The organism is Mycobacterium sp., from assembly GCF_032159775.1.
In the GTDB taxonomy this organism is placed as follows: Bacteria; Actinomycetota; Actinomycetes; order Mycobacteriales; family Mycobacteriaceae; genus Mycobacterium.
The window spans coordinates 1-23621 of sequence record NZ_JAVHWK010000134.1 but is presented as its reverse complement, the minus strand read 5'-3'; the positions used below and the strand labels follow the sequence as shown (position 1 = coordinate 23621).

The 23621-nt window shown below is 66.4% G+C and carries 29 protein-coding genes and 1 pseudogene; 17 read left to right on the top strand and 13 right to left on the bottom strand.

Features of this window, described 5'->3' with window-relative positions:
• Positions 1-30: 30 nt before the first annotated feature.
• The 3 genes from QOJ24_RS17280 to QOJ24_RS17270 form a co-directional block, all read right to left on the bottom strand.
• Complete coding sequence (locus QOJ24_RS17280) at positions 31-723, bottom strand: iron-dependent transcriptional repressor DtxR (protein WP_526263338.1); 693 nt, start codon at positions 721-723, stop codon at positions 31-33.
• Between the two features lie 123 nt (positions 724-846).
• Positions 847-1836: a sigma-70 family RNA polymerase sigma factor gene (locus QOJ24_RS17275; protein ID WP_526263421.1), complete on the bottom strand. Its 990-nt coding sequence runs from the start codon at positions 1834-1836 to the stop codon at positions 847-849.
• A gap of 117 nt (positions 1837-1953) precedes the next feature.
• On the bottom strand, positions 1954-2352 hold the full coding sequence (locus QOJ24_RS17270) for a DUF3099 domain-containing protein (RefSeq protein WP_526263337.1): 399 nt from the start codon (positions 2350-2352) through the stop codon (positions 1954-1956).
• 77 nt (positions 2353-2429) lie between these two features.
• Here QOJ24_RS17270 and QOJ24_RS17265 point away from each other — a divergent pair, with 77 nt between their 5' ends.
• Positions 2430-2666 (top strand): DUF3039 domain-containing protein, encoded by a 237-nt coding sequence (locus QOJ24_RS17265; RefSeq protein WP_526263335.1) that lies wholly within the window; start codon positions 2430-2432, stop codon positions 2664-2666.
• Here the strand turns inward: QOJ24_RS17265 and QOJ24_RS17260 are convergent.
• Both QOJ24_RS17260 and QOJ24_RS17255 read right to left on the bottom strand, forming a co-directional pair.
• Positions 2656-3651: a YhjD/YihY/BrkB family envelope integrity protein gene (locus tag QOJ24_RS17260; RefSeq protein WP_526263333.1), complete on the bottom strand. Its 996-nt coding sequence runs from the start codon at positions 3649-3651 to the stop codon at positions 2656-2658. The genes QOJ24_RS17265 and QOJ24_RS17260 overlap by 11 nt on opposite strands.
• 57 nt (positions 3652-3708) lie before the next feature.
• Complete coding sequence (locus QOJ24_RS17255; RefSeq protein ID WP_526263331.1) at positions 3709-3909, bottom strand: DUF7455 domain-containing protein; 201 nt, start codon at positions 3907-3909, stop codon at positions 3709-3711.
• Between the two features lie 157 nt (positions 3910-4066).
• Between QOJ24_RS17255 and QOJ24_RS17250 the strand changes: the two genes are divergently transcribed.
• The 5 genes from QOJ24_RS17250 to QOJ24_RS17230 all read left to right on the top strand — a co-directional run bounded on the left by QOJ24_RS17250 (position 4067) and on the right by QOJ24_RS17230 (position 7486).
• A complete protein-coding gene (locus QOJ24_RS17250; protein ID WP_526263419.1) occupies positions 4067-4411 on the top strand; it encodes a DUF952 domain-containing protein in 345 nt (114 codons plus the stop codon).
• 62 nt (positions 4412-4473) lie between these two features.
• Positions 4474-5253 carry a hypothetical protein gene (locus tag QOJ24_RS17245; protein ID WP_526263329.1) on the top strand — a complete coding sequence of 260 codons (780 nt, stop codon included), beginning with the start codon at positions 4474-4476 and terminating at the stop codon, positions 5251-5253.
• Positions 5254-5349: 96 nt separating this feature from the next.
• On the top strand, positions 5350-5979 hold the full coding sequence (locus QOJ24_RS17240; RefSeq protein WP_526263327.1) for a hypothetical protein: 630 nt from the start codon (positions 5350-5352) through the stop codon (positions 5977-5979).
• 53 nt (positions 5980-6032) lie between these two features.
• Complete coding sequence (locus tag QOJ24_RS17235; RefSeq protein WP_526263325.1) at positions 6033-6761, top strand: hypothetical protein; 729 nt, start codon at positions 6033-6035, stop codon at positions 6759-6761.
• Between the two features lie 278 nt (positions 6762-7039).
• The gene (locus QOJ24_RS17230) at positions 7040-7486 is read left to right on the top strand and encodes a DUF4189 domain-containing protein (RefSeq protein WP_526263323.1); all 447 of its coding nucleotides are present in this window, start codon (positions 7040-7042) and stop codon (positions 7484-7486) included.
• A 12-nt stretch (positions 7487-7498) separates the two neighbouring features.
• Here the strand turns inward: QOJ24_RS17230 and QOJ24_RS17225 are convergent, their stop codons facing one another.
• Positions 7499-9040, bottom strand: a complete 1542-nt coding sequence (locus tag QOJ24_RS17225; protein WP_526263321.1) for an RNA polymerase sigma factor — start codon at positions 9038-9040, stop codon at positions 7499-7501.
• Positions 9041-9233: 193 nt separating this feature from the next.
• Positions 9234-10043, bottom strand: coding sequence for a polyphosphate--glucose phosphotransferase (gene ppgK / locus QOJ24_RS17220; protein WP_526263319.1), 810 nt, complete (start codon positions 10041-10043; stop codon positions 9234-9236).
• Between the two features lie 83 nt (positions 10044-10126).
• On the opposite strand from ppgK, the gene QOJ24_RS17215 reads away from it, so the two are divergent.
• Positions 10127-10993: an inositol monophosphatase family protein gene (locus QOJ24_RS17215; RefSeq protein WP_526263317.1), complete on the top strand. Its 867-nt coding sequence runs from the start codon at positions 10127-10129 to the stop codon at positions 10991-10993.
• A gap of 22 nt (positions 10994-11015) precedes the next feature.
• On the opposite strand, the gene cei is transcribed toward QOJ24_RS17215, so the two are convergent.
• Positions 11016-11672: an envelope integrity protein Cei gene (gene cei / locus QOJ24_RS17210; protein WP_526263315.1), complete on the bottom strand. Its 657-nt coding sequence runs from the start codon at positions 11670-11672 to the stop codon at positions 11016-11018.
• Positions 11673-11835: 163 nt separating this feature from the next.
• On the opposite strand from cei, the gene QOJ24_RS17205 reads away from it, so the two are divergent.
• Positions 11836-12138 carry a DUF4193 family protein gene (locus QOJ24_RS17205; RefSeq protein WP_526263313.1) on the top strand — a complete coding sequence of 101 codons (303 nt, stop codon included), beginning with the start codon at positions 11836-11838 and terminating at the stop codon, positions 12136-12138.
• Positions 12139-12140: 2 nt separating this feature from the next.
• Here QOJ24_RS17205 and QOJ24_RS17200 read toward each other — a convergent pair whose 3' ends face one another.
• A complete protein-coding gene (locus QOJ24_RS17200) occupies positions 12141-12632 on the bottom strand; it encodes a DUF3093 family protein (RefSeq protein ID WP_526263311.1) in 492 nt (163 codons plus the stop codon).
• 25 nt (positions 12633-12657) lie between these two features.
• Between QOJ24_RS17200 and dut the strand changes: the two genes are divergently transcribed.
• Both dut and QOJ24_RS17190 read left to right on the top strand, forming a co-directional pair.
• Entirely contained in the window at positions 12658-13122 is a 465-nt protein-coding gene (gene dut / locus QOJ24_RS17195; protein WP_526263309.1) for a dUTP diphosphatase, read from the top strand.
• A complete protein-coding gene (locus QOJ24_RS17190) occupies positions 13122-13865 on the top strand; it encodes a DUF3710 domain-containing protein (protein WP_526263307.1) in 744 nt (247 codons plus the stop codon). Before dut ends, QOJ24_RS17190 begins: the two co-directional genes overlap by 1 nt.
• Before the next feature lie 7 nt (positions 13866-13872).
• Here QOJ24_RS17190 and QOJ24_RS17185 read toward each other — a convergent pair whose 3' ends face one another.
• Entirely contained in the window at positions 13873-14571 is a 699-nt protein-coding gene (locus QOJ24_RS17185; RefSeq protein WP_526263305.1) for an alpha/beta fold hydrolase, read from the bottom strand.
• A 132-nt stretch (positions 14572-14703) separates the two neighbouring features.
• On the opposite strand from QOJ24_RS17185, the gene QOJ24_RS17180 reads away from it, so the two are divergent.
• From QOJ24_RS17180 to QOJ24_RS17170, 3 genes are all read left to right on the top strand, one after another.
• Entirely contained in the window at positions 14704-15075 is a 372-nt protein-coding gene (locus tag QOJ24_RS17180; protein WP_123026296.1) for an OB-fold nucleic acid binding domain-containing protein, read from the top strand.
• A 67-nt stretch (positions 15076-15142) separates the two neighbouring features.
• Positions 15143-15772: a DUF3159 domain-containing protein gene (locus QOJ24_RS17175; protein ID WP_526263417.1), complete on the top strand. Its 630-nt coding sequence runs from the start codon at positions 15143-15145 to the stop codon at positions 15770-15772.
• Entirely contained in the window at positions 15773-17203 is a 1431-nt protein-coding gene (locus tag QOJ24_RS17170) for an MFS transporter (protein ID WP_526263303.1), read from the top strand.
• Between the two features lie 12 nt (positions 17204-17215).
• Here the strand turns inward: QOJ24_RS17170 and QOJ24_RS17165 are convergent, their stop codons facing one another.
• Entirely contained in the window at positions 17216-17884 is a 669-nt protein-coding gene (locus QOJ24_RS17165) for a potassium channel family protein (protein ID WP_526263301.1), read from the bottom strand.
• The gene (locus QOJ24_RS17160; RefSeq protein WP_526263299.1) at positions 17884-18558 is read right to left on the bottom strand and encodes a potassium channel family protein; all 675 of its coding nucleotides are present in this window, start codon (positions 18556-18558) and stop codon (positions 17884-17886) included. Before QOJ24_RS17160 ends, QOJ24_RS17165 begins: the two co-directional genes overlap by 1 nt.
• Positions 18559-18656: 98 nt before the next feature.
• Between QOJ24_RS17160 and QOJ24_RS17155 the strand changes: the two genes are divergently transcribed.
• Both QOJ24_RS17155 and QOJ24_RS17150 read left to right on the top strand, forming a co-directional pair.
• Positions 18657-20654 carry an amino acid permease gene (locus QOJ24_RS17155; protein ID WP_526263297.1) on the top strand — a complete coding sequence of 666 codons (1998 nt, stop codon included), beginning with the start codon at positions 18657-18659 and terminating at the stop codon, positions 20652-20654.
• Positions 20654-21847, top strand: coding sequence for a class I SAM-dependent RNA methyltransferase (locus QOJ24_RS17150; protein WP_526263415.1), 1194 nt, complete (start codon positions 20654-20656; stop codon positions 21845-21847). Before QOJ24_RS17155 ends, QOJ24_RS17150 begins: the two co-directional genes overlap by 1 nt.
• Positions 21848-21870: 23 nt before the next feature.
• Here the strand turns inward: QOJ24_RS17150 and QOJ24_RS17145 are convergent, their stop codons facing one another.
• Positions 21871-22179, bottom strand: a complete 309-nt coding sequence (locus QOJ24_RS17145; protein WP_526263295.1) for a nickel-binding protein — start codon at positions 22177-22179, stop codon at positions 21871-21873.
• 161 nt (positions 22180-22340) lie between these two features.
• Between QOJ24_RS17145 and QOJ24_RS17140 the strand changes: the two are divergent.
• A pseudogene (locus QOJ24_RS17140) lies at positions 22341-22685 on the top strand (AAA family ATPase); the annotation flags it as partial.
• Between the two features lie 2 nt (positions 22686-22687).
• Positions 22688-23596, top strand: coding sequence for a hypothetical protein (locus QOJ24_RS17135; RefSeq protein ID WP_526263431.1), 909 nt, complete (start codon positions 22688-22690; stop codon positions 23594-23596).
• Positions 23597-23621: the final 25 nt, after the last annotated feature.

Below are 23621 nucleotides of genomic sequence, written 5' to 3'. Positions count from 1 at the left end.
TTACGTTGTGGCTGATGCCTTTTGGGCGTTCTAAACTTTTTCCACCTTGACGGCGTGCGCCATCTCGTGCGGCAGCTCGACCTGCTCGTGGCCGGGGATGACGATCATGACGCCGCCGTTCGGGCCGGTTTCCACGGTCACCCGAGCATTGGGAACCACACCGGCTTCCTTGAGCCTGGCGATCAAGTTGACGTCGCCCTGGACGTGTTCGGTCAGCTGGCGCACCACGACGGCAACCGGGAAGCCTGCGGGCAGCTCGGTCAGCCGCACAAGGTTGCGATCCTCGGAACCGATCCGGTCGCCCACGCCGAGCTCGGACAGGCCGGGGATGGGATTGCCGAACGGTGACACCGTCGGGTTGTCCAGCACATGCACGAGGCGCCGTTCGACGTCCTCGCTCATCACGTGCTCCCAGCGGCACGCCTCGGCGTGCACTTCCTCCCACGGCAGCCCGATCACGTCGACAAGGAGCCGCTCGGCCAGCCGGTGCTTGCGCATCACGGCGACAGCCAGCCCGCGGCCCTTGTCGGTCAGCTCCAGGTGCCGGTCACCGGCAACGTGAAGCAGGCCGTCGCGCTCCATCCGGGAGACGGTCTGGCTGACGGTAGGTCCACTCTGCTCGAGACGCTCGGCGATGCGCGCCCGCAGCGGCACTACGCCCTCTTCTTCGAGGTCGTAGATGGTCCGCAGGTACATCTCGGTGGTATCGACCAGATCGTTCATGAGCAACCCTTCGTCACGGCAGAGTCTACCGGCCTAGCTGCGCGAATAGGCGTTCTCCGCCGTCGGTGTGTAGCAGGAAAGGCCCGCCGGTTTTCACCGGCGGGCCTATCTGTGAACACGGGGCTAGCTGGCGTAGGAGCGCAAGCGGTCGGCACGTTCGCCGTTGCGCAGTTTGGCCATCACCTCACGCTCGATCTGTCGCACTCGCTCACGGGACAGCCCGAAGAGCTTGCCGATTTGATCGAGGGTGCGGGGCTGGCCGTCGTCGAGGCCGAACCGCAGCCGGATCACCTGCTGCTCGCGCTCGTCGAGCGTGGCCAGCACGTGCCGAATATCGGTGTGCAGCAATTCGGAGATCACGGCGTTCTCGGCCGACATCGCGTTTTCGTCCTCGATGAAGTCGCCGAGTGGGGCTTCCTCGTCGCTGCCGACAGGCATGTCGAGGCTCACCGGATCACGGCTGTGCTCGAGCAGGTCGGCGATTTTTTCGGCGGGAATACCGGATTCCTCGGCCAATTCCTCGTCGGTGGCCTCACGTCCGAGGTTCTGGTGCATCTCGCGCTTGATCCGAGCCAGCTTGTTGACCTGCTCGACGAGATGGACGGGCAGCCGGATCGTGCGGCTCTGGTCGGCCATGCCGCGGGTGATCGCCTGCCGGATCCACCACGTGGCGTAGGTGGAGAACTTGAAACCCTTGGCGTAGTCGAACTTCTCCATGGCGCGGATCAGGCCGAGGTTGCCTTCCTGGATGAGGTCCAGCAACGGCATGCCACGTCCGGTGTAGCGCTTCGCCAACGAGACCACGAGCCGCAGGTTGGCTTCGAGCAGATGGCTGCGAGCGGCCTGGCCGTCACGCACCAGGGTCTCGAGATCGCGTTTGCGGTTCTCGCCCAGTCGCTTACGGGTCGCCAGCAGATGCTGCGCGTACAGGCCGGCCTCGATGCGCTTCGCCAGCTCGACCTCGTCGGCGGCGTTGAGCAAAGCCGTCTTGCCGATGCCGTTGAGATACACGCGCACCAGATCAGCGGCTGGACTCTGAGCGTCCAGATCGTGGTCGAAGCGGCTTAGTGTGGCATTAGCCATCGGGGCCTCCTGCTCGGCTCGGACTGTCAAGAACTTCAACGCTTTGTCGGTATGAAGAGTTCCCACGAATCGGCCGATTCACACGTTCTGATCAGCGGTTTTGGTCCGATGACCTGAGAATCGTCTGAGAATACGGCTAGACGCCGCTCAGGATGGAACGTCGCCGCGGTAATCGTCGCCGTCGGGTTGCGGCACCGATCGCGCTCGCTGGTCGATTGCGGGCCGCTCGGCGGTCGGGAACAGCGGTATGCGGCGCGCCTCATAGCGGCGTGGTTCCTCGGCGCGGCGCGGCGGCCGGTCGTTGGCGACGAGAACCGCGATCCACGGCAGGGGGATCGATACTGCGATGATCGCGAGCGAAACGAGTCCGTTCGCCCATATGCCGTAGGCCACTGCCGCAAGGATCAGAGCAGGAATGCGGAACGCCATGATGGTCAGATATTTGCGCACCCGCGCGCGGTGCTGCTCCTCGAAAGCGGGGGCGGCACGGGTGATCAGAACAGGTCGACCATCGTCGTCGAAACCCAGCTCTTGGCCGTGTTTCATAACACCCACTGTTCCACAAGAAGGGGTCGATAAACGGATCGGTTTCTTACCGATGTATTGCCGGGCACAATGAACCCATGGAAACCCAGACCATCGAGCGCACCGACACCGACGAACGCGTCGACGACGGAACCGACAGCGACACCCCGAAGTTCTTCCATTACGTCAAGAAGGAGAAGATCGCCGAGAGCGCGGTCATGGGTAGCCACGTTGTCGCGTTGTGCGGCGAGGTTTTTCCGGTGACCAAGGCGGCCAAGCCCGGCTCGCCGGTGTGCCCGGACTGCAAGCGGATCTACGAGCAGCTCAAGAAGTAGCGGCGTCGCCCTTGGCCGCCGCGGCCGGGGAGGGTTCGGCGGCCGGTTCCGAGTTGCCGTTGAACGACTCGAGTCCCTCGGCTGCCTTCTCCCCGAGCCAGCCCCGCAACCGCTTCGCGTGGGTGACAGGCGCAGGCCACTCCTCCTGGATGGCCGCGTTCAGTTCGGCCCCGATCATGATCGCGAAGCCGAGAAAGAAGGCGAAGAGCAGGAACGCGATCGGCGTCGCGAGCGCGCCATAGGTGTATCCCGTGCTGGTGATGTAGGTCAGGTAGATCCGCAAGCCGACCGTGGTGATCAGGAAAACCGCGGTGGCCAGCACCGCGCCCATGACCAATCGGTGTGACGGCAGCGGTTTGGGCAGCGAGACCCGGTAGAGGAACGTCACCGACACCACGAGAGCGAGGATCAGGGCCGGGTAGTAGCCGAAGCGCAGAACGTTGTCCCAGCTTTCGGGAATGCGCTGACCGATCTTCAGCGGTCCCAGGGCGACAAGCGGCGCGGTCGCGATCGCCATCACCAGCATCACCACGTACAGCCCGAGTGCGAAGAAGCGTTGCCGCACAGGATGTCTCAGCGGCGTCTGATCGTGAGCCTCGGTGATGGAGTCGACGAAGGCGGAGACTGCCGACGAGCCGGCCCACAACGAGATGACGAAGCCGATCGACACCACCTCGCCCCGAGCGCCCCTGACGATGTCGCGGACGGTCGGCTCGATGATCTCGGTCACCACGTTCTGAGAGAAGAAGTGACTTGCCGTGTTGATCAACTGCTCCTCGATCACCGGCAGGGTCTCGGGGCCGAACAGCGGCGCGATGTACGCCAGGCTTCCCAGCATCCCCAGCAGCAGCGGCGGCAGTGAGAGCGCGCACCAGAACGCCGCCTGCGCGGCCTCCGAGAAGATCGAGTCGTCCCAGCTCTTCGACAGCGTCCGCTTGGCTATCTGCCACACGTGATGGCGGGAAACGGGGGACTGGTCTGTCATGACCAGTCCAGCATTACTGAAGAAGTGCCGTCCTGCCCAGATCGGCAGGCTGGTGGATTAGGCGTCGACGGGTTCGGCAGGGTTGACCTCGAGCACGGCGGCCAGCTCGACGAGCTTGGCCTCATGCTCATTGGCATGGTGCTGGCAGAACAACAGCTCGGCGCCCGACGGCAACGTCGCCCGTACGCGAGCAGCGGCGCCGCAGCGGTCGCAGCGATCAGCCCGAGTGAGTTCGGGACTGGTCAGAGTTGCGTTCATGGCTCCTCCGTCTCTGCTCGTGGTGGAACCGGTTAATACCCGGTTTCACGCAAGTCCACTCTCTCAGACGCTTGGGGTTTCAGCGTTGTTCCCAAGCCGTGCGCAGGTGTGTCGTTTTTCACCCTCGGCGAAGTTGCGGAGAAGGCAGGGTGAAGAGATGCTCGTGCACATCTGTGCCAAGACCGATTGGCAGCTTGCTCAGGGTCGCGGCGAACACCATCCGGACACGTTGGAAGCGGTCGGTTTCATCCACCTTTCGGCGCCTGAGCAGGTACATCTTCCGGCCAACCGGCTTTATGCGGGACGAGCGGACCTGATGCTGCTCCACGTCGATCCGGACCGGCTGACCGCGCCGGTCCGCTGGGAGCCCGGCGTGCCGACGGACCCGGAGTCGATGTTGTTCCCGCATCTGTACGGCCCGCTGCCCATCGAAGCTGTGACGAGAGTCACGCCGTATCTTCCTCAGCTCGACGGTTCGTTCCCGCCTCTGGCCGTGCCGTAGGCAACGTTACAAATTGGGCGCGGACTGTCGCGCCCCGGGTCGACTACATACACTGACCCTCCGTGAGCATTCTGGTGGGCTTCGCGCCGTGGATCGTCTATTGGGTGCTGGTCGGCAACGTCCCGTTCGAGGCCGCGGTGCTGGTGGCTCTTGCGGTCGCCGTTGCGTCTTTTGTGGTCGGCCGGATGAAGGGCACGCCGGGCCGCACGCTCGAAATCGGTGCCATCGGAACCTTTGTCGTGTTGGCGATCCTGACGTTCACGCTGAGCCAATCGTTCATGGAGCAGTGGCTACAGCCGCTGAGCAACGCCGGCATTTTCCTGGTCGCGCTCAGCAGCGTGCTGGTCGGCAGACCGTTCGTCCGCGAGTTCGCCGAGGTCGACCAGCCCGATGAGGTGATCAAGGGCGAAGTGTTCAACCGGATCACGAAGTTGCTGACGTGGATCTGGATCGGCGCGTTCGCCGGCATGACGGTGTCGTCGGCCATCCCGCCGATCGTGTACGGCAACGCCACGATTCTCGACACCAAGACGCCGCTGTCGTTCCTCTGCTACTGGGTCATACCGTTCACGCTGCTCGGGCTGGCCGCGCTGGCGTCGCGGGTGCTGCCCGAGAAGATGACGCCGGGAGACGACGAAGTCCGCAAGACGTCGTTCGTCACCTTCGCCGAAGCCGAGATCGACCAGTTGATGTATGCCGCGCAAGAGCACGCCAACCGGGAAGTCGGAGCGGGCAAGGAGGCATTCGACGTCCGGATCGGGAGCAAGGGCATCCCGCTGTCCGGAGACGAGACCCGTGAGTCATGGCCTGCAACATACAAAGTCCGCGCCAGGAAACACTAAAAGAGAGCAACAATAATCAACGGCGCCGTCAATTGTTGACGCCGCGGTTCGCTGGTAGTTGGCTAGCAACATTGTCGGCAAATGGGGAGGACGACGATGTCCGTTCGCGCGAAAGTCCGCTTGTGGCCTGCCCTGCTCTTTGCGGTAGTGCTCTCCACGACCACGGTGATTCTCAGTCCGTCCGCAGTCGCCAAGTGGTCGGGAACCGAACCGTGTGTCTCGGCCAGCGGTATGACCCTGAAGCAGCAGTATGGATACTCGGTGGCCGTCATCACCTCCAACTGCACCGAGGTGCCGGCCGGTCAGAGGTGGGCCGTGTCGGTCCCGTGGGTCATGGACAGTCGATTCGAACAGAAGCCGTCGGGGTTCGCGACAGACTTCGGCACCCCGCTCGATGATTTTCGCGCCAAGCTGGCGAGCATCGAGTACCTGGTCGACGCGGGGTCGGCATACCAGTCGAACCGCTCGTTCCCCGGCGACAACAACCTATGGGTCGGCCAACTCCCGACGGCCCCGGGCCTGCCCGCCGCCAACACCGTGACCCTCGGTGCGCTGGACCCCTTGCCGGTCGGCACCCACACGGTCGACGTGTCATGGAAGTTGTCCGCGCCGCATTGCGACGGGTTCACCTCCGATCAGGGCTCCAGTTGCCTGCCTCAAGGCGACACGCTGGTGAAGCGGATCACGTTCAAGGTCGTGGACCCGCAAGCCGTCAAGGGTGCCTGACGCTAGGGAATCACCCGATATCTTCGGCCCGCCCGTGTGGCTAGTGTCGCCACATGTTCATGTCGAACAGCAACAAACTCGTGAGCGGTGCCGCGACGTTGGCCGCGATCGGATTTCTGATCACGCCGGCGTCGGCTCAGGCCGATTACGACTGCTACAAACAGGGTGGGTACCAGTTTCCCGGGGGAGAAGTGGTCCTCCACTACCCGGAGACCGATTCAGAGACACGGTTCCGGGTGGTCAAGGGTGATACGCACGTCAACACCGCTGCGGAGACCTTCTACCAGAACGGCACCAGCTTAACGGGACGGATCACCGGTGATATGGAGAAGGGTGGGAACATCATCCGCCTCCAGGTGACCAGGGGGTCCAAATACGAGCCATTGATTCTGGACGGCGCCATCGGACCCGACGGCACGCCGCAGGGATCCTTCGTGACAGGGAATCTGGACAGGCAGCTGTGGGACTCGCCCACTGTGTTCGCCTGCATCCCCGGTCCGCCGGTTGAGGAATCGCTACCGAAACCCGACGGGTTGAATCCGGTCGCGGCCGCGGCAACGTCGGCCACGGTCGGCGGTGGGGGTGCGGACATCTTCAACATCGCGCACAACGATGTTCCCGACCCCGTGAACGGCGTCCAAGGTGCCAAGATCGCTACCCTGCCGGGCGGCACACAGGTCGGCTTGGAAGGCCCGTGCAAGGACGGCTGGTGCCGAGTCAATGAGGCCTCCATCCCGCAGGGCTTCGGCTTCGTCGAGCAGAGCCAGCTGCAGATGGGCTAGTAGAGGTAGTCACGCACTCAGGCGCGGTACGGGCTGTGCGACAGCGGGTCTGATGCATCGCAGGAAAGCGGTCTAGGCGATATGGCCGCCCTGCCCGCGGGTGCGACGGCGATTCTCAGTGGCGGAGTGCCTTACCCGTCGGACAGAGGCCTTACCCGTCGGATAGGAAACTCTTGCCTTTCAGGCGAAAATCTGACTCCCGAGCGGTTAGAAAAACGGCGCTCGTTCGCGACGATTGCTTTCACCACCATGACATCGTCGAAGTCCCAGGAGACCACATGAGCACCATCGCAGCCCCCAACGGCGGCCAGCGGCGCGCGACCAAGGCCGCCGTTGCCACGATGCTCGTCACCGCCGGAGCGGCTATCGCCGGCGCGCTCGGCACCGCCGTTCCAGCCCATGCCCAGGAATACACATACCTCGCGATCGTCTACTCACCCGCGACCGGCGCCTACGGTTGGGCGAACGGTGCCGACACGCCCGCAAACCTGTACAACTCCGCGATGGCGCAATGCCAGAACCGTGGCGGCGGCACCGACTGCCGTCTTCTCCACGATGCCGTCGACAGTTGTGCCGCCCTCGCCGTCCAGATCGGAAACCCTGCCGAATATCGCGTCGGCGGCGCATCCAATCGTCTGCAGGCAGACTTCCGCGCGCTGCGCGCCGTTCCCGGGAGCTACATCCTCATGTCACATTGCTCAACCGGCAACGACGGCATCGGTTAACCGAAGCGCCGCTCAGTCGAGGTAGTCGCGCAGCACCTGAGAACGGCTGGGATGGCGCAATTTCGACATTGTCTTTGACTCGATCTGGCGGATGCGCTCGCGGGTGACCCCGTAGACCTGACCGATCTCGTCGAGCGTGCGCGGCTGGCCGTCGGTCAGGCCGAACCGCAACCTGACCACGCCTGCCTCGCGTTCGGACAGAGTCTCCAGCACCGACTGCAGCTGGTCCTGCAGCAGTGTGAACGACACCGCGTCGACGGCGACAACGGCTTCGCTGTCCTCGATGAAATCGCCAAGCTGCGAATCGCCTTCGTCGCCGATCGTCTGGTCGAGCGAGATCGGCTCACGCGCGTACTGCTGGATCTCCAGCACCTTTTCGGGCGTGATGTCCATTTCCTTGGCCAGCTCTTCCGGGGTGGGCTCGCGACCCAGATCCTGCAAGAGCTCGCGCTGGATGCGGCCGAGCTTGTTGATCACCTCGACCATGTGCACCGGGATGCGGATGGTGCGGGCCTGGTCGGCCATCGCGCGCGTGATCGCCTGCCGGATCCACCAGGTGGCATACGTGGAGAACTTGTAACCCTTTGTGTAGTCGAACTTCTCGACCGCACGGATCAGGCCGAGGTTGCCCTCCTGAATGAGATCGAGGAAGGCCATGCCGCGGCCGGTGTAGCGCTTGGCCAGCGACACGACCAGTCGCAGGTTCGCCTCCAGCAGATGGTTTTTCGCGCGATCGCCGTCGCGGCAGATCCACGCCATATCGCGGCGCTGAGCGGCGGGCAGCTTCTCACCCTTGTCGGCGATCTCGCTCATCAGCTGGGTCGCATACAGGCCCGCCTCGATCCGCTTCGCCAGCTCGACCTCTTCTTCGGCGTTGAGCAGCGCGACCTTGCCGATCTGCTTGAGATAGGCGCGTACCGAGTCGGCCGATGCGGTGAGTTCGGCGTCCTTTCGGGCCTGCCGCAGCGCCTCGGACTCCTCCTCGTCCCAGACGAAGTCTCCCGACGCCTTGTCCTTCTCGCTGGGCTCGGAGATCTCGTCGTCCTCGGCGACCGGCGCTTCCTCGGCGGCGGCGGGTGCCTTGGCATTGCCTGCAGCGGCCTTGGTGCCTGCCTCGTCGGTATCGGCGGCGTCATCGCCTGCGTCCTCGTCCTCGAGGTCCTCGAGCTCGACTTCCTCCTCGACGAGTACATCGGGCTCACCGTCGAGTTCGTCGGTGGTCTCGAGTTCCTCGTCCTCGATGCCGTCGGCCTTGGTGGTCGTCGGGTCTGGAGCGGTCGCCTTCTTGGCGCGGCTGCGCGGGGCGGCGTCGGTTTTGGCTTTCGCGGCGGGCGCCTTGGTCGCCGCGGCCTTGGCGGGCTTGGCCGCGCGCGTCTTGGCGACGGGCGTGTCCGTCTTCGTCGTGCGCGGGGCTGCCTTGGTGGCTCGCTTGGCGGGTTTGGCCGGCGCGGACCCGTTCGTGGTCTTGGCTGCCGTGGCCTTCTTCGCGGGAGTCTTGGTAGCGGTGCGCTTCACCGGCTTTGTGGCTGCCGGGCTTGCCTTTGTCGCTGCCACGTCACCCTTTCGGTCATGAGGATTTCGATGGTCTGGGGACATGCACCATCGGAAAGCGTCTGTTATGTCGAGTGTGGCGTTGATTGTCTGCTGGGATTCTCGCCGCTTTCTCGTCGCGGCCGCCGTTGACCATTGTAACGACAGTGTGGGGTTACGCCGCGCGGAGCGGCAAATTTGACACCACCGGGCGTGGCTACTTGGCAGTAGCGGTGACGTCCACCTCCGACGCCATCGCCGCTCCGACGATGCCGGCCGTGTTCAGCAGGGTGGCGGCGACGACGGGGGTGCGGTTGGTCAGCAGTGGAATCCACTTGTCGGCCTTGCGGCTGATGCCGCCGCCTGCGATGAACAGGTCGGGCCAGATCGCATTCTCGATCGCGGTGAGGACCTTGGTGACTTCCTTGGTCCAGCGCTCGTAGCTCCAGTCCTTGTTCTCCTTGACCGAAGACGCCGCCCGGTGCTCGGCTTCCTTTCCGCCGACCTCGAGGTGGCCGAACTCGGTGTTGGGCAGCAGCACCCCGTTGTGGATCACGGCCGACCCGATGCCGGTGCCGAACGTCAGCAGGACGATGACGCCTGTGTTGTCCCGGCCGGCGCCGAACTTCTCCTCGGCAAGTCCGGCGGCGTCGGCGTCGTTGAGCACCGTCACCTGCTGGCCGTCGAGTTCGTTACCGAAGAACTCGCTGGCATTGCACCCGATCCAGCCCTTGTCGACATTGGCGGCGGTGCGCACGATGCCGTCGACCACCACACCCGGGTAGGTCACACCGACCCTTTCGGTCCAGCCGAATTCACGCACCACGGCGGCGACGGTCTTGCTGACGGCATCCGGGGTGGCGGGCTGCGGGGTGGCGAGCTTGAAGCGCTCTCCGATCAGCAGGCCGGTGTCCAGGTCGACGACGCCGCCTTTGACGCCGCTGCCGCCGACGTCGACGCCGAATCCTTTGCGTTGCGAGCCTCCGTTGGTGATGGGATCGGCTGCGGGCGTATCGGAGGCGGTCATGTGCTCACACATTAGTTGTTCCGCATTGCTTTGGTAGGGGTGCCGGACAACCGGTGGAAGACAAGTTGTGCTGCGATAAGCCGGTGGAAGGACTCGCACTCGATCCCGCGGAATTACGGGCGGTCGCCGAGCGGTTGGCGGCCGAGGCGGCAGACTTCGTGCGCCGCCGCCGCGAAGAGGTCTTCAGCGCTGCACCGCAGCCCGAATCGACCGGTCCGGCGGTGCGCGCCAAGAGCACCCCGACCGATCCGGTCACCGTCGTGGACACCGAAACCGAACGGCTGCTGCGTGACCTGCTGGCAGAACTGCGCCCCGGCGAGCGAGTCCTCGGCGAGGAGGGTGGCGGCAGGTCCGACGATTCCGCCGGTCGTCCGACCTGGGTCGTCGACCCCATCGACGGCACGGTGAACTTCGTCTACGGACTGCCCGCCTACGGGGTATCGGTCGCCGTCCAGGTCGACGGGCAGTCGGTGGCAGGTGCGGTCGCCGACGTCGTGGACGGCGCGCTGTACTCCGCGGCGCGGGGCCAGGGCGCACACGTGCGTCGAGGGGCGAGCACGTCGCCGCTGCGGTGCAGCCAGGTCACCGACCTTTCGATGTCGTTAGTGGGCACCGGGTTCAGCTACGACCCAGAGCTGCGCCAACGGCAGGCGCTGGTCCTGGCGACCTTGATGCCGCAGATCCGCGACGTACGACGGTTCGGTTCGGCGGCGCTGGATCTCTGCATGGTCGCCGCTGGTCAGCTCGACGCGTACTACGAGGAGAATCTCAACGTGTGGGACTGGGCGGCAGGCGCCCTGATCGCCGCCGAGGCCGGTGCCCTCGTGCGGGTTCCGTCGGCGAGCGCGGCGGCGGCAGGCGGCGGACTGATCGTCGCGGCCGCGCCGGCCGTCGGCCAGGCGCTCTCCGACGCGCTGCGAGGATCAGAAGATCGGTGGATCGCGAAATGATATCTACCGCAACCGAATTCGATCAGCACGCCCCGCTGTGGATCTTGGAGATCAATGTCGGATCGGCCGGGGCGGTGGCGTCCGGCCGCAGGCTGGACAGCACGGCTTCGACGTCGTCGCTGCGCACCAGCTCGGTGAAGTCGGTGCCGATCGCGAGGTCCACCGTGTTGTCCGGACGCTGGTCCTGATACAGCTCGACGCACGGGGCGACGAGCCACACCGCCGCCGCGGCCGCGCGCCCAGCGGGCCCGAAACGAATCTGGCCCTGGCACGACAACCGGTTGCTGCCGTAGAGCGGGTCGTTTTCGGCCGTCGGATCGGCGAATCCGAGGTCGCGCAGTTGGCCGGCCACCTCGGCGGCCTGCCCACCCTGGCCGCTCGCGTTGAGCACCCGGATCTTGGTGTCGGCCAGGTTGGCGGGGCCGACCTCGGTCATGGAGGCGCGCGTCATCTGCTCACCCAGCTTGGACTGGGTCGGGTCGCTCGAGGCGTTGTCGACGGGCGGGTTGCACGCCGCCGCCTCGGTCACCTCGGGCGCGCGATTGAGCGCGAACACCCAGATGGTCAGCGTCACCACGGCCAGGACGGCGAACATCAGGATCCCGGGCATGAAGTTGCGCCTGCGGAAAGGCCGTCCGTGTTTATCGAAGGCCGTGCCCTCTGTGATTTGTGTGACCACACGTGCACTCTAGAACCTGCTCAGCCACCTGCTGGACCGGGACAACAGCGCACTGTGATGTAAATCACAGTTGATGTTCGATGAATCTGGGCACGAATCGTTTGGTGGATGCGTTCGACGCTGGTACAAAGCTCTGTCGCATGGTTCACGGAGGGGACACGAGATGGCTACCGACTACGACGCCCCACGGCGCACCGAGACCGATGATGTCTCCGAGGATTCGCTAGAGGAACTCAAGGCTCGGCGTAATGAAGCCCAGTCTGCCGTAGTGGACGTCGACGAATCAGATTCCGCCGAGAACTTCGAACTGCCCGGCGCCGATCTATCCGGCGAAGAGCTGTCTGTACGCGTGGTCCCCAAACAGGCAGACGAGTTCACCTGCTCGAGTTGCTTCCTCGTGCATCACCGCAGCCGGCTGGCCAGCGAGAAGAACGGCATGATGATCTGCTCAGACTGCGCGGCCTGAGCTCAGCCGCGCAGCGCGGACAGCACCCGATCCGGGTGACGGCTGCTCACCAGCCAATAGGGCGTCGGGTCGTCGGGATCGTCGAGCACCACCAGCATCATCGGGCCGACCCACGCCCTGTGCATGACATACGCCGCCGGGTCGAGCTGTCGCCCGAGGGCGGCCGACTTGGCCGACCGGGGCACCTCGGCTGACCGGGAGATGACGCTGACAGGCAGGTGCGCGGCGCCGACCCACAGCTCGGTCTCCTCCGCGGGGCGGTCTGCGCCACCGCTGATCACCCGCACCTCGGTCTTGCTCAGCCATATCAGCACCGCGGCCGCGACCGGGAGCAGCACTGCGAACGGCACCCAGTTGGGTAGGGCGCGCACGCCCTGATTGACTTCCAGCGCGATGAGACCGGCGAGCGCCAGGCCGGGCGGCCACCACCACCACGGCACCCACAGCCGTTCGGAATAGCGCACGACTTGTGGTGCTGCGCGCGTGTCGGACACGCCGCCAAGGGTAATCTCATGCCCCGTGTCCACCCCTTTGGCAGTCGTCCGCCTCGACCGCGACCTGCCGATGCCCAGCCGGGCTCACGACGGCGATGCGGGCATCGATCTGTTCAGCGCGGTCGACGTCGACCTGGCGCCCGGCCACCGTGCTCTCGTGCCGACGGGTATCGCGGTGGCCATTCCTTACGGAATGGTGGGGCTGATACATCCGCGGTCGGGTTTGGCTGCGCGCGTGGGACTTTCGATCGTCAACAGCCCTGGCACGGTCGACGCGGGTTACCGCGGCGAAATCAAGGTGGCCCTGATAAACCTTGACCCCGCCGCACCCATCGTCGTGCATCGTGGCGATCGAATCGCCCAGCTGCTGGTGCAGCGGGTGGAATTACCCGAACTGGTCGAGGTGACCTCGTTCGATGAGGCCGGTTTGGCCGACACTTCCCGTGGCGACGGCGGCCACGGTTCCTCCGGCGGACATGCGAGTTTGTAATGGCTTTTGGAAGACACGCCAGACCCGAAGACGACGCTTTCGACGACGAAGTCGCCGGAACGGATTCGGCGACAGATGACGATGAGTTGGACGGTCCGTTCGACATCGACGACTTCGACGACCCGGCGGCCGCGGCGCAGGCTCGGCTGGATCTGGGCTCCGTTCTGGTCCCGATGCCCGAGGCCGGCCAGGTCCAGGTCGAGCTGACCGAGGGAGGCGTGCCGAGCGCGGTGTGGGTCGTGACAGCCAACGGCCGGTTCACCGTCGCGGCGTACGCGGCTCCGAAGAGTTCACCGCTGTGGCGGGAGGTCGCCTCGGAGCTGGCCGACTCGCTGCGCAAGGACGCCGCGGAGGTACGGATCGAGGACGGTCCATGGGGTAGGGAAGTGGTCGGCGCGGCGCCCGCTGGTGTCGTCCGGTTCATCGGCGTCGACGGTTACCGGTGGATGATCCGCTGCGTGGTGAACGGGCCGCAGGAGACCATCGACGCGTTGAGCGACGAGGCGCGACAAGCCCTGTCCGACACCGTCGTTCGTCGCGGTGACACACCGTTGCCGGTGCGGACCCCACTTCCGGTCCAGTTGCCAGAACCGATGGCCGAGCAGCTGCGGGCCGCCGCAGAGCAGCAGGCGGCCGCCGCCCAACAGGCCGCGCAGCAACAACCGCAGCCGCCGCAGCCCGCGGCCCGCCGCAGCGAGCACGGGTCGGCGATGCAGCAGCTGCGCACCATCACCGGGGGCTAGCGCCGCCTCAGGCGTCGAGCAGCGCGGCAAGGCACGCCGCCCCCAGCACCGACGGATCGACTCCCATGTCCTCCAGCGTGACGGTGCGCAAGGCCGCCCGCGGCGCAGCGGCAACCCATTCCAACCCGACCTCCAGCGGATGTACGGGGTCGTCGCTGGCCGCCGCGACGCCCATCGGCACCGTCAACCGCCCCAGCTCGGCGCCGGTCGGCGAGACGTATCGGGACGCCGCCTCCATGGCGTCGGGCAGCGACGGCCACTGGCCGGCCCAGGACCGGGTCAGCTCGTCGGCAAGCCACGGCGGGCTCGACGCCCGCATCTGTGAGGTCGCCGACACCAGCCCGTCCCTGCGCAGCACGTCGGCTGAATACCTGGCGGCCTGCGCGGCCGGTGCGGCCTTCGGCGAGCCCGTCCACGGCGGCAGGGCGGCCAGCACGGCGAGCGTGCGAGCCGGGTTGGCCAGCGCCCAGTTGACCGCCACCGCGGCGCCGATCGACACCCCGCCGACCGCGATCGCGCCCAGCCGCGCGGCGTTGTCGAGCTCGGCGATGTAGCCGTCGATCAACCGGTCCGGTTGCGGCGCGGGTGCCACCACGACTGCGCCCGCGTCGTGCAGGGCTACCGCGAACGCCCGGTAGACGTAGTCGTCGTCGGATCCGGTGCCCGGCAGCAGAACCGCCGTCACACCACGTAAATCGACCGCCATCGTCCGATCGTGCCGCGTGGCATAAATCACCGGCGTGGCGGGTAACCCCCAGCGTGGCAATACGGAACTAACAGGTCTACCGTGGCGTTAGTTGGGGATCCACGGTGGATTCACAGATTGGCAGGAGACGCCATGGCTACGGCCGAAGGGTATCTGCGCCGGCTCACGCGCCGGCTGACGGAGGACCCGGAGCAACTCGATGTCGAAGAGTTGAACGAAGAAGCCGCCAGCACCGGCGCCCAGAAGGCGGTCGACTGCCAACGCGGCCAGGAAGTGACGATGGTCGGCACCTTGCGCAGCGTCGAGGCGAACGCCAAGGGCTGCGCGGGAGGCATCAAGGCCGAGATGTTCGACGGCACCGAGGCGGTGATGCTGGTGTGGCTCGGACAGCGGCGCATTCCCGGCATCGAGTCCGGCCGCACTCTGCGGGTGCACGGCCGGATGGGCAAGCTCGAAAACGGCACCAAGGCGATCTACAACCCGCACTACGAAATTCAGAAGTAGTCGGCGGGCACGTACCGTCTAACTCGTGTCCGAAAAGCAATCCGGCGCTCAAGCCATCCTTGGGCAGATGGGCGGCATCAGCGGCCTGATCTACTCGTCGCTGCCCGTTCTGGTGTTCGTCCCCGTCTCCTCGCTCTTCGGGCTGGTGCCCGCGATCGTCGCGGCGCTGGCCGTCGCCGCGCTCATCTTGATCTGGCGGCTGGTCCGCAAGGAATCGGTGCAGCCGGCGATATCGGGGTTCATGGGCGTCGGGATCTGCGCGCTGATCGCCTACATCGTGGGCGAGTCCAAGGGCTACTTCCTGTACGGCATCTGGATGTCGCTCTTCTGGGCGGTGGTTTTCCTGGCCTCGGTGCTGATCCGCAGGCCCATAGTGGGTTACATCTGGAGCTGGGTCAACGGCCACGACCGCGCCTGGCGCGGCGTGCGCAAGGCGGTGCTGGTCTTCGACATCGCCACCATCACGTGGGTGTTGGTCTTCGCGTCGCGGTTCGTCGTTCAGCGCCAGCTCTACGACGCCGACGAGACGGGCTGGCTGGCCACGGCGCGGATCGCGATGGGTTGGCCGCTGACCGCGGTGGCCGCGTTGGCCACATACCTGGCGATCCGGTCGGCTCAGCGGGCGCTACACGCGCACGCCCCCGCGGAGCCCGAAGACGTCGGTTCCGACGCCGGGGACGCGGTGCGGGAAACCTAGTTGGCCGGCACGGGCGAGCGAACCGATCGACCGCTCATCGCGGTCGCCATCCTGGCATCGTTCGTGGCGTTCCTCGACGGCTCGGTGGTCAACCTCGCGCTTCCCGCGATAAGCCGCGAATTCGGCGGCGGGCTGGCCTTGCAGCAGTGGGTGATCGACGGCTATCTGCTCACCCTCGGCGCGCTCATCCTCGTGGCGGGTGCGATATCCGATGCCTTCGGGCGGTTGGTCGTGTTGAGGATGGGCCTGGTCATCTTCGCGGCGTCGTCGTTGCTGTGTGCAGCCGCACCGAGCGGCTGGGTGCTGGTGGCCGCCCGCTGCCTGCAGGGCGTGGGCGCCGCCTTCCTGGTGCCGAGCTCGTTGGCGATGATCAACGCCCGGTTCTCGGGTCCCAGGCAGGCCGCAGCGATCGGCACCTGGACCGCTTGGACCGGAACGGCTTTCGTCATCGGCCCGCTGCTCGGCGGGGTCCTCGTCGACGCGCTGAACTGGCGCTGGATCTTCGGAGTCAACGTGGTGCCGTTGATCGTCACGCTGTACTTGACCACCAAGCTCGCCGACGAGGAGTTCCGGTCCGACCGACGGGCGAAGGTCGATGTCGTCGGCGCGGTACTCACCGCGGTCGGCCTGACGGGCGCTGTGTACGCGCTCATCGAGCAGCAGCGCATGGGCTTGTCCCATCCGGCGGTGCTCATCAGCCTGATCGTCGGGGTCGCCTGTCTGGTCGCGTTCCCGTGGTGGGAACGCAGAGCGTCGAGTCCGATGATGCCGCCGCAGATCTTCTCCGCGCGCAACTTCGCGGTCGGGAACCTCGCCACGGTGTTCCTCTATGCGGCGGTGACGCTGGGCATGCTGCTGGTGGCGTTGTTCCTCCAGGAGACCGCGGGCCTGTCGGCCACCGCGGCCGGCCTCGCCACACTGCCGATACCGGTGTTCTCATTCTTTTTCGCGCGCTGGTTCGGCAGCCTGGCGGGCAGGCATGGGCCGCGGCTCTACATGGCTCTCGGCCCGCTGGTTGCGGCCGCCGGTTATCTGCTGATGACGCGCGTGTCCGAGCCCGTCGAACTCTGGACTCAGCTGCTGCCCGGCCTGGTGGTGTTCGGGCTCGGGCTGTCGATGACGGTGTCGCCGTTGACGGCGGCGATTCTGGCGGCGGTGGATCCGGCGCAGAGCGGGATCGGCTCCGCGATCAACAACGCGATCTCCCGCATCGCCGGACTGGTCGCGGTCGCCCTCACAGGTGTGATCATCGGCGGGCGAATGGATTTCGGCGGGTTTCGCCTCGGCCTGGACACCGCGGCGGCCCTCCTCGTGGTGGCCGGGGTGATCTCGTTGGTCGGCATCCGCAACAGGGAAGGCGACTACAGCCGGGTGTCTGCGGAGGCTGCAGCGGTATGCCACGACCGGGTGACGCCGCCGCCTGCCTACTGACGGCGGTGTGCGCTAGCGGATCTGCGGATGCAGCAGCAGCTCGCGCAGCTCGTCCTCGACCTCGGTGACGGCCACGAAGAGCAGCTCGTCGCCGCCCTCCAGTGGCTCGTCGCCCTCCGGCACGATGACCCGCGACCCGCGAAGGATGGTCACCAGGGCCGCGTCGCGGGGCAGCTGCAGCTTGCGCAGCGGCTTTCCGCCCCACGGTGTGTCGACCGGGAGGGTGATCTCTATCAGGTTGGCCTGGCCGGTGCGAAACGCCATCAGGTGCACCAGGTCGCCGACCGCAACGGCCTCTTCCACCAATGAGGCCAGCATCCGAGGGGTCGACACGGCGACGTCAACGCCCCATGCCTCGTCGAAGAGCCACTCGTTGCGGGGATCGTTGGCCCGGGCGACCACCCGCGGCACCGCGAACTCCGTCTTGGCGAGCAAGCTGACCACCACGTTGACCTTGTCGTCGCCCGTCGCGGCGATCACGACCTCGAACTCCTCCAAATGGATGGACTCCAGAAGTGTGAGCTCACACGCGTCGCCGAGGCGCCAGTGCGCCGCGGGGATGGCGTCGACGTCGATGTGGCCGGGATTGCGTTCGAGCAGTGTGACGTCGTGCCCGTTCTCGATGAGCTCCCGTGCGATGGAGCGGCCGACGGCACCCGCACCAGCGATCGCAACCTTCACTACGCGCCCTCGCTGTCTTCGCTTGGCGGCAGCGCGGCGATGGCCAGCGCCTCGGCGATGTGGCCTGCGATGGCGGCGACGTACACCTGGTCGCTGGCCTGGATCACCGTCTTCTGGTCGGGTAGAAGTCCGGTGCCGAACCGGATGATGAACGCCACCCGGCCACCGGTGGCGGCCTCGAGGTCGGTCACCCGGCGACCCACCCAGCCTTCGTGCAGCGCAAGTTCGGCCACGCCGACGTTGCCCGACGGGTCGCGCCACTTGGTGGTCTCGGTCTCCCTTGTCAGCACGTTGAGCAGCCGGTCGGTGGTCCAGGGCACGGTGGCCACCGTCGGGATGCCGAGCCGTTCGTAGACCTTGGCGCGTTTCGCGTCGTAGATGCGGGCGACGACCCGCTCCACGCCGAACGTCTCGCGAGCCACCCGCGCCGAGATGATGTTTGAGTTGTCGCCGGAGGACACGGCGGCGAACGCGGACGCGTCCTCGATACCCGCCCGCAGCAGCACGTCGCGGTCGAATCCCATCCCCAGCACGCGTTCGCCGGGGAACTCGGGGGAAAGCCGGTTGAACGCCGTGCTGTCACGGTCGATCACCGCGACGTCATGCCCGATCCGGGCCAGGCCGTCGGCCAGCGATGCGCCCACACGGCCGCACCCCATCACCACTACTCGCACCTTTGCGGTCCTTTCGGCTGCAGCTTGAGATTGCCGTCTTCAAATCTGCGCACTCGGAACGCTACCGCCAAACCCGACTGGGCTTACTCTTGGCTCTCGTGTCCAAGCTTTCGACCGCCGCGCGCCGGTTGGTCCTCGGCAGGCCGTTCCGCAGTGACAGGCTCTCCCACACGTTGTTGCCCAAGCGGATCGCCCTGCCCGTCTTCGCTTCCGACGCGCTGTCGTCAGTGGCCTACGCGCCCGAGGAGATCTTCCTTGTGCTGTCGGTGGCGGGCCTCGCCGCGTTCTCGATGGCGCCGTGGATCGGTATCGCCGTCGGGGCGGTGATGCTCATCGTCATCGCGAGCTACCGGCAGAACGTGCACGCCTATCCTTCCGGCGGCGGCGACTACGAGGTGGTGACTACCAACCTCGGCCCGACGGCAGGCCTCACGGTGGCCAGCGCGCTGCTGGTGGACTACGTGCTCACCGTCGCGGTGTCGATGGCGTCGGCGATGTCCAACATCGGGTCCGCGGTGCCGTTCATCAACCAGCACAAGGTGTGGATCGCCGTCATCGCTATCGTGGTACTGGCTTCGGCGAACCTGCGAGGCCTGCGCGAGTCGGGCACCGCGTTCGCCATCCCGACCTACGCCTTCATGATCGGTATGTACCTCATGCTCGGCTGGGGTCTGTTTCAGATCAATGTGCTCGGGACGCCGCTGCGCGCCGAGTCGGCGGGCTTCGAGTTGCACGCCGAGCACGGCGACATCCTCGGGTTCGCCATGGTGTTCCTCGTTGCCCGTGCGTTCTCGTCCGGCTGCGCCGCGCTGACGGGCGTGGAGGCGATCAGCAACGGCGTGCCCGCCTTCCAGAAACCCAAGTCCCGCAACGCCGCAACGACGTTGCTTCTGCTGGGCGGCATCGCGGTGTCCCTGTTCCTGGGCATCATCCTGCTGGCCAAGGAAACCGGCGTGAAAATCGCCGAGCGGCCGCACGAGCAGCTGATCGGCGCCCCGCCCGACTACCACCAGAAGACGCTGATCGCCCAGCTCGCCGACGCGGTCTTCCACGATTTCCCCCTGGGGCTGTACCTGATCGCGGGCGTCACCGCGCTGATTCTGGTGCTGGCCGCCAACACGGCCTTCAACGGCTTCCCCGTGCTGGCCTCGATCCTGGCCCAGGACCGCTATCTGCCCCGGCAGTTGCACACCCGCGGCGACCGGCTGGCGTTCTCGAACGGCATCCTGTTCCTCGCCCTGGCGGCGATCGCGTTCATCGTCGCGTTCCAGGCTCAAGTCACAGCGTTGATCCAGCTCTACATCGTCGGCGTGTTCGTCTCGTTCACGCTGAGCCAGATCGGCATGGTTCGGCACTGGACGCGGTTATTGGCGGTGGAGAACGACCCCGTGGTTCGCGCGAAGATGAAACGCTCGCGGGTGATCAACACGATCGGGTTGATCTGCACGGGCACCGTGCTCGTCATTGTGGTGGTCACCAAATTCGTTGCGGGCGCGTGGATCGCGATCCTCGCGATGGGCGGGCTGTTCATGCTGATGAAAGCGATCCGCAAGCACTACGACACCGTCGCCCGCGAGTTGGAGGAGCAGCAGGCCGCCGAGGAGGGCGGGATCGTGCTGCCGAGCCGCAATCACGCCATCGTGCTGGTGTCCAAGCTGCACCTGCCGACCATGCGTGCGCTGGCCTACGCACGGGCAACCCGGCCAGATGAACTCGAGGCCATCACCGTCAGTGTCGACGACGGGGAGACCCGCGCGCTGGTGCACCATTGGGAGGACAGCGATATCTCGGTACCGCTCAAGGTGATTGCCTCGCCCTACCGGGAGATCACCCGCCCGGTGCTGGAATACGTCAGGCGGATCAGCAAGGAGTCACCGCGCACCGTCGTCACCGTCTTCATCCCCGAATACGTCGTCGGCCACTGGTGGGAGCAGGTCCTGCACAACCAGAGCGCTCTGCGACTGAAAGGCCGGCTGCTGTTCATGCCGAACGTGATGGTGACATCCGTTCCCTGGCAGCTGAATTCGTCGGAGCGGCTGAAGAGGCTGCAACCCCATGCGGCGCCCGGGGATGCCCGTCGAGGCTTCCTGGATTGATCGACGAACTCACGCTGGCCACGGGGGCGCCGGCGAACGGCGGAAGTTGCGTCGCGCGGCATGACGGCCGCGTGGTGTTCGTCCGCTATGCACTGCCTGGCGAACAGGTCCGCGTCCGGGTGGTGGCCGACCATGGATCCTATTGGCACGCAGACGTTGTCGAGGTGCTCGAAGCCTCGCCCGACCGGATCGAGTCGTTGTGCCCTATCGCCGGCGTGGACGGCGCAGGCTGCTGCGATCTGGCGTTCGCTTCGCCGGAGGCGGCCCGCAGGCTGAAGGGTGCCGTAGTGGCCAACCAGCTGGCGAAGCTGGGCGGATATCACTGGTGCGACGAAGCCGACGCGTCCGCCGAACCGGTCGGCGCCGGTGCACCGACCGGTTGGCGTACCAGGGTCCGGCTGGATACCTCCGACGACGGCCATGCGGGGTTCCACCGCTATCACAGCGCGGCATTGGTCACCGACCTGCGCTGCGGACAGTTGCCCGACGGGGCGCTGGCCGGCCTCAGTGAGGGCGGCTGGCCGACCGGGGCGCACCTGCACGTCGCACTCGACGACGACGGCGCGCGCCACGTCGTGCAGTCAGGCCCGCGGATCGGCAGGCGCACGGCCACGCGGGTCGTCGAGGGCGGTTACGAGGCGACGCAACGGGTCGGTGAACGGGTGTGGCGGGTGCCGGTGACGGCGTTCTGGCAGGCCCACCGTGATGCGGCGCGGGTGTACAGCGAGCTGGTGGGCCAGTGGGCGCAGCTGGCCGACGGAATGGTGGCGTGGGATCTGTACGGCGGCGCCGGAATCTTCGCGGCGGTGCTCGGCGAGGCCGTAGGTGACAGCGGGCGGGTGTTGACCGTGGACACATCGCGCGGCGCATCCCGTTCGGCGCGGGCTGCGCTGGCCGATCTGAGCAATGTGTCGGTGGTGACCGACTCTGTGCGACGGGCGATCTCGGCTCAGTCCCGGCGCGCCGACGTTGCGGTCCTCGACCCGCCTCGGTCGGGTGCGGGCCGTGATGTGATCGATCTGCTGGCGGCTGCCGCAGTGCCACGAATTATTCATATCGGTTGTGAGGCAGCCTCATTCGCCCGCGATGTGGGTCTCTACCTGGCCCGCGGCTACCAGGTGGAGACCATGCGGGTGTTCGACTCGTTCCCGCTGACACACCACATCGAGAGCATCGCGGTGCTGACGCGCTAGCGTGCACCGCGACGTCGCGGCTGTCAGTGGGCTGCGCCCTCTCCGCTGCCCGCGTGCGCGGCCACCGAGGTGTGGGGGCCGAACTCGGTGGCGATGACCGAGATGCTGTTGGCCGGAAATCCGCCGCGGCGAGCGTGCTCGCGGATGGCGTCCTCGTCGTCGGCCTCGTGCACGCAGTAGATCTTGTCGCCGGCGACGTAGCTGGTGATCCAGCGATACGGCACGCCGAGCGATTCGACGACGCCGTTGGACTTGCCGGCGATCGCGGCCAGCTCGTCCTGGCTGAGCTCACTGGCCCCGGGAATCTCCCGTTCGATGACATAGCGCTTCATGGCTTCTTGCTCCTGTGTGTTGTCAGCCGCGACGGTCTGTCGGGCAGGACCAACGTTGCTGCACCGGATCGCCGTGCACATGGGGAGAAGTTCCCCCATCTTGTGTCGAGTCGGTATTTCTGCTGTTCGCAGGGCCGATCGCACTAACATCGGGCTTCGTGATGCTCGCTGATCGGGATCACCAGCTCGGCGAGATCATCGCCAGGGCCGACGACGCGCGGGCAGGGCGGGGCGGACTGGTCCTCGTGTCGGGGAAGTCCGGCGCAGGCAAGACCTCGTTCGTCGAGGCGTTCGTCGACCGTTGGGTGAAAGACGAGCGCGTGCTGTGGGGCGCGTGCGACCCGTTGCCAACCCCTCGACCGCTCGGCCCGATACACGACATCGCGAACCGCCTCGCACCCGCGACGCAGGCGGTTTTGGCCGAAAGTGAAGCGCCCTACGACATTTTCGACGCCGTCTACGACGATCTGCGCATGGCGCCGTCGGTGCTCGTGATCGACGATCTGCAGTGGGCCGATCAGGGCACCATCGACCTCCTTCGGTTCGTGCTGAAAGACGCGTCGCGCAGACGCGGTCGCTCGCCGTCGGCATCGTCCGCGACGACGAGGTCGGTGTCGGCCACCCGCTTCGCGTGCTGCTCGGCGACGCAGCGCGATCCACGCGCGCGTGCTCGCTGCCGCTACCCCCGCTCAGCCTCGACGCGGTCGGGCGGTTGGTCGGCGAGGGCGCCGTCGACCCCGAATGGCTACACCGGGTCACCGGTGGCAACGCGTTCTTCGTGTGCGAGATGCTCGAACACCACCATGGCCCGGATACGGATCTGCCGACGACGGTTCGGGACGCGGTGCTGGCCCGTACATCGGATCTCGACCCCGCCGCGTGGGATGCGCTGAACCTGCTGACGTGTTCGCCCGGCGCGGTACCGGACCGGCTGTTGACCGATCTGGGGGTCACGCTGCCCGCCTTGCGGACACTGTCGGACGCTGGCCTTACCCGCAGAAGTGCACGCGGCGTGGCGTTCCGCCACGACCTGTGCCGAATGGCCGTCAGCAGCGTCATCCCGCCTGGCGCCGAGGCCGGCCTGCACCGGCGACTGCTGGACGCCTACGAGGCGACGTCGGGCGTCGATCCCGCCGTGCTGACGCATCACGCGCTCGGCGCGGGCGATGTCGAGCGCATCAGGCGGGCCGCCTACGACGCGGGTGCCGTGGCGGCGCGAACCGGCGCGCACACCCAGGCCGCCGAGTTCTTCACGATCGCGCTGGATCACGGCGGAGCGTCGACGGCCGATGACGAGGCCGAGCTTCTCGAGCTGATGGCATGGGAGTTCTACCTGATCGACAAGCTGCCGACGCGATCAGCGCCTGTCAGCGCGCATTGCGCATACGAGAGGAGCTGGGCGAGTCGGCGGCGGTGAGTGCGAACCACCACGCGTTGTCGGT

Excerpts from the sequence above, each read along its gene's own strand:
- QOJ24_RS17250 (WP_526263419.1), top strand. The coding sequence starts at position 4,067 with ATGCTCGTGCACATCTGTGCCAAGACCGATTGGCAGCTTGCTCAGGGT.
- QOJ24_RS17205 (WP_526263313.1), top strand. The coding sequence starts at position 11,836 with ATGGCTACCGACTACGACGCCCCACGGCGCACCGAGACCGATGATGTC.
- QOJ24_RS17280 (WP_526263338.1), bottom strand. The coding sequence starts at position 723 with ATGAACGATCTGGTCGATACCACCGAGATGTACCTGCGGACCATCTAC.
- QOJ24_RS17260 (WP_526263333.1), bottom strand. The coding sequence starts at position 3,651 with ATGACAGACCAGTCCCCCGTTTCCCGCCATCACGTGTGGCAGATAGCC.
- QOJ24_RS17235 (WP_526263325.1), top strand. The coding sequence starts at position 6,033 with ATGTTCATGTCGAACAGCAACAAACTCGTGAGCGGTGCCGCGACGTTG.
- QOJ24_RS17270 (WP_526263337.1), bottom strand. The coding sequence starts at position 2,352 with ATGAAACACGGCCAAGAGCTGGGTTTCGACGACGATGGTCGACCTGTT.
- QOJ24_RS17240 (WP_526263327.1), top strand. The coding sequence starts at position 5,350 with ATGTCCGTTCGCGCGAAAGTCCGCTTGTGGCCTGCCCTGCTCTTTGCG.
- QOJ24_RS17175 (WP_526263417.1), top strand. The coding sequence starts at position 15,143 with ATGGGCGGCATCAGCGGCCTGATCTACTCGTCGCTGCCCGTTCTGGTG.
- ppgK (WP_526263319.1), bottom strand. The coding sequence starts at position 10,043 with ATGACCGCCTCCGATACGCCCGCAGCCGATCCCATCACCAACGGAGGC.
- QOJ24_RS17265 (WP_526263335.1), top strand. The coding sequence starts at position 2,430 with ATGGAAACCCAGACCATCGAGCGCACCGACACCGACGAACGCGTCGAC.
- QOJ24_RS17255 (WP_526263331.1), bottom strand. The coding sequence starts at position 3,909 with ATGAACGCAACTCTGACCAGTCCCGAACTCACTCGGGCTGATCGCTGC.
- QOJ24_RS17230 (WP_526263323.1), top strand. The coding sequence starts at position 7,040 with ATGAGCACCATCGCAGCCCCCAACGGCGGCCAGCGGCGCGCGACCAAG.
- QOJ24_RS17180 (WP_123026296.1), top strand. The coding sequence starts at position 14,704 with ATGGCTACGGCCGAAGGGTATCTGCGCCGGCTCACGCGCCGGCTGACG.
- QOJ24_RS17190 (WP_526263307.1), top strand. The coding sequence starts at position 13,122 with ATGGCTTTTGGAAGACACGCCAGACCCGAAGACGACGCTTTCGACGAC.
- QOJ24_RS17185 (WP_526263305.1), bottom strand. The coding sequence starts at position 14,571 with ATGGCGGTCGATTTACGTGGTGTGACGGCGGTTCTGCTGCCGGGCACC.
- QOJ24_RS17145 (WP_526263295.1), bottom strand. The coding sequence starts at position 22,179 with ATGAAGCGCTATGTCATCGAACGGGAGATTCCCGGGGCCAGTGAGCTC.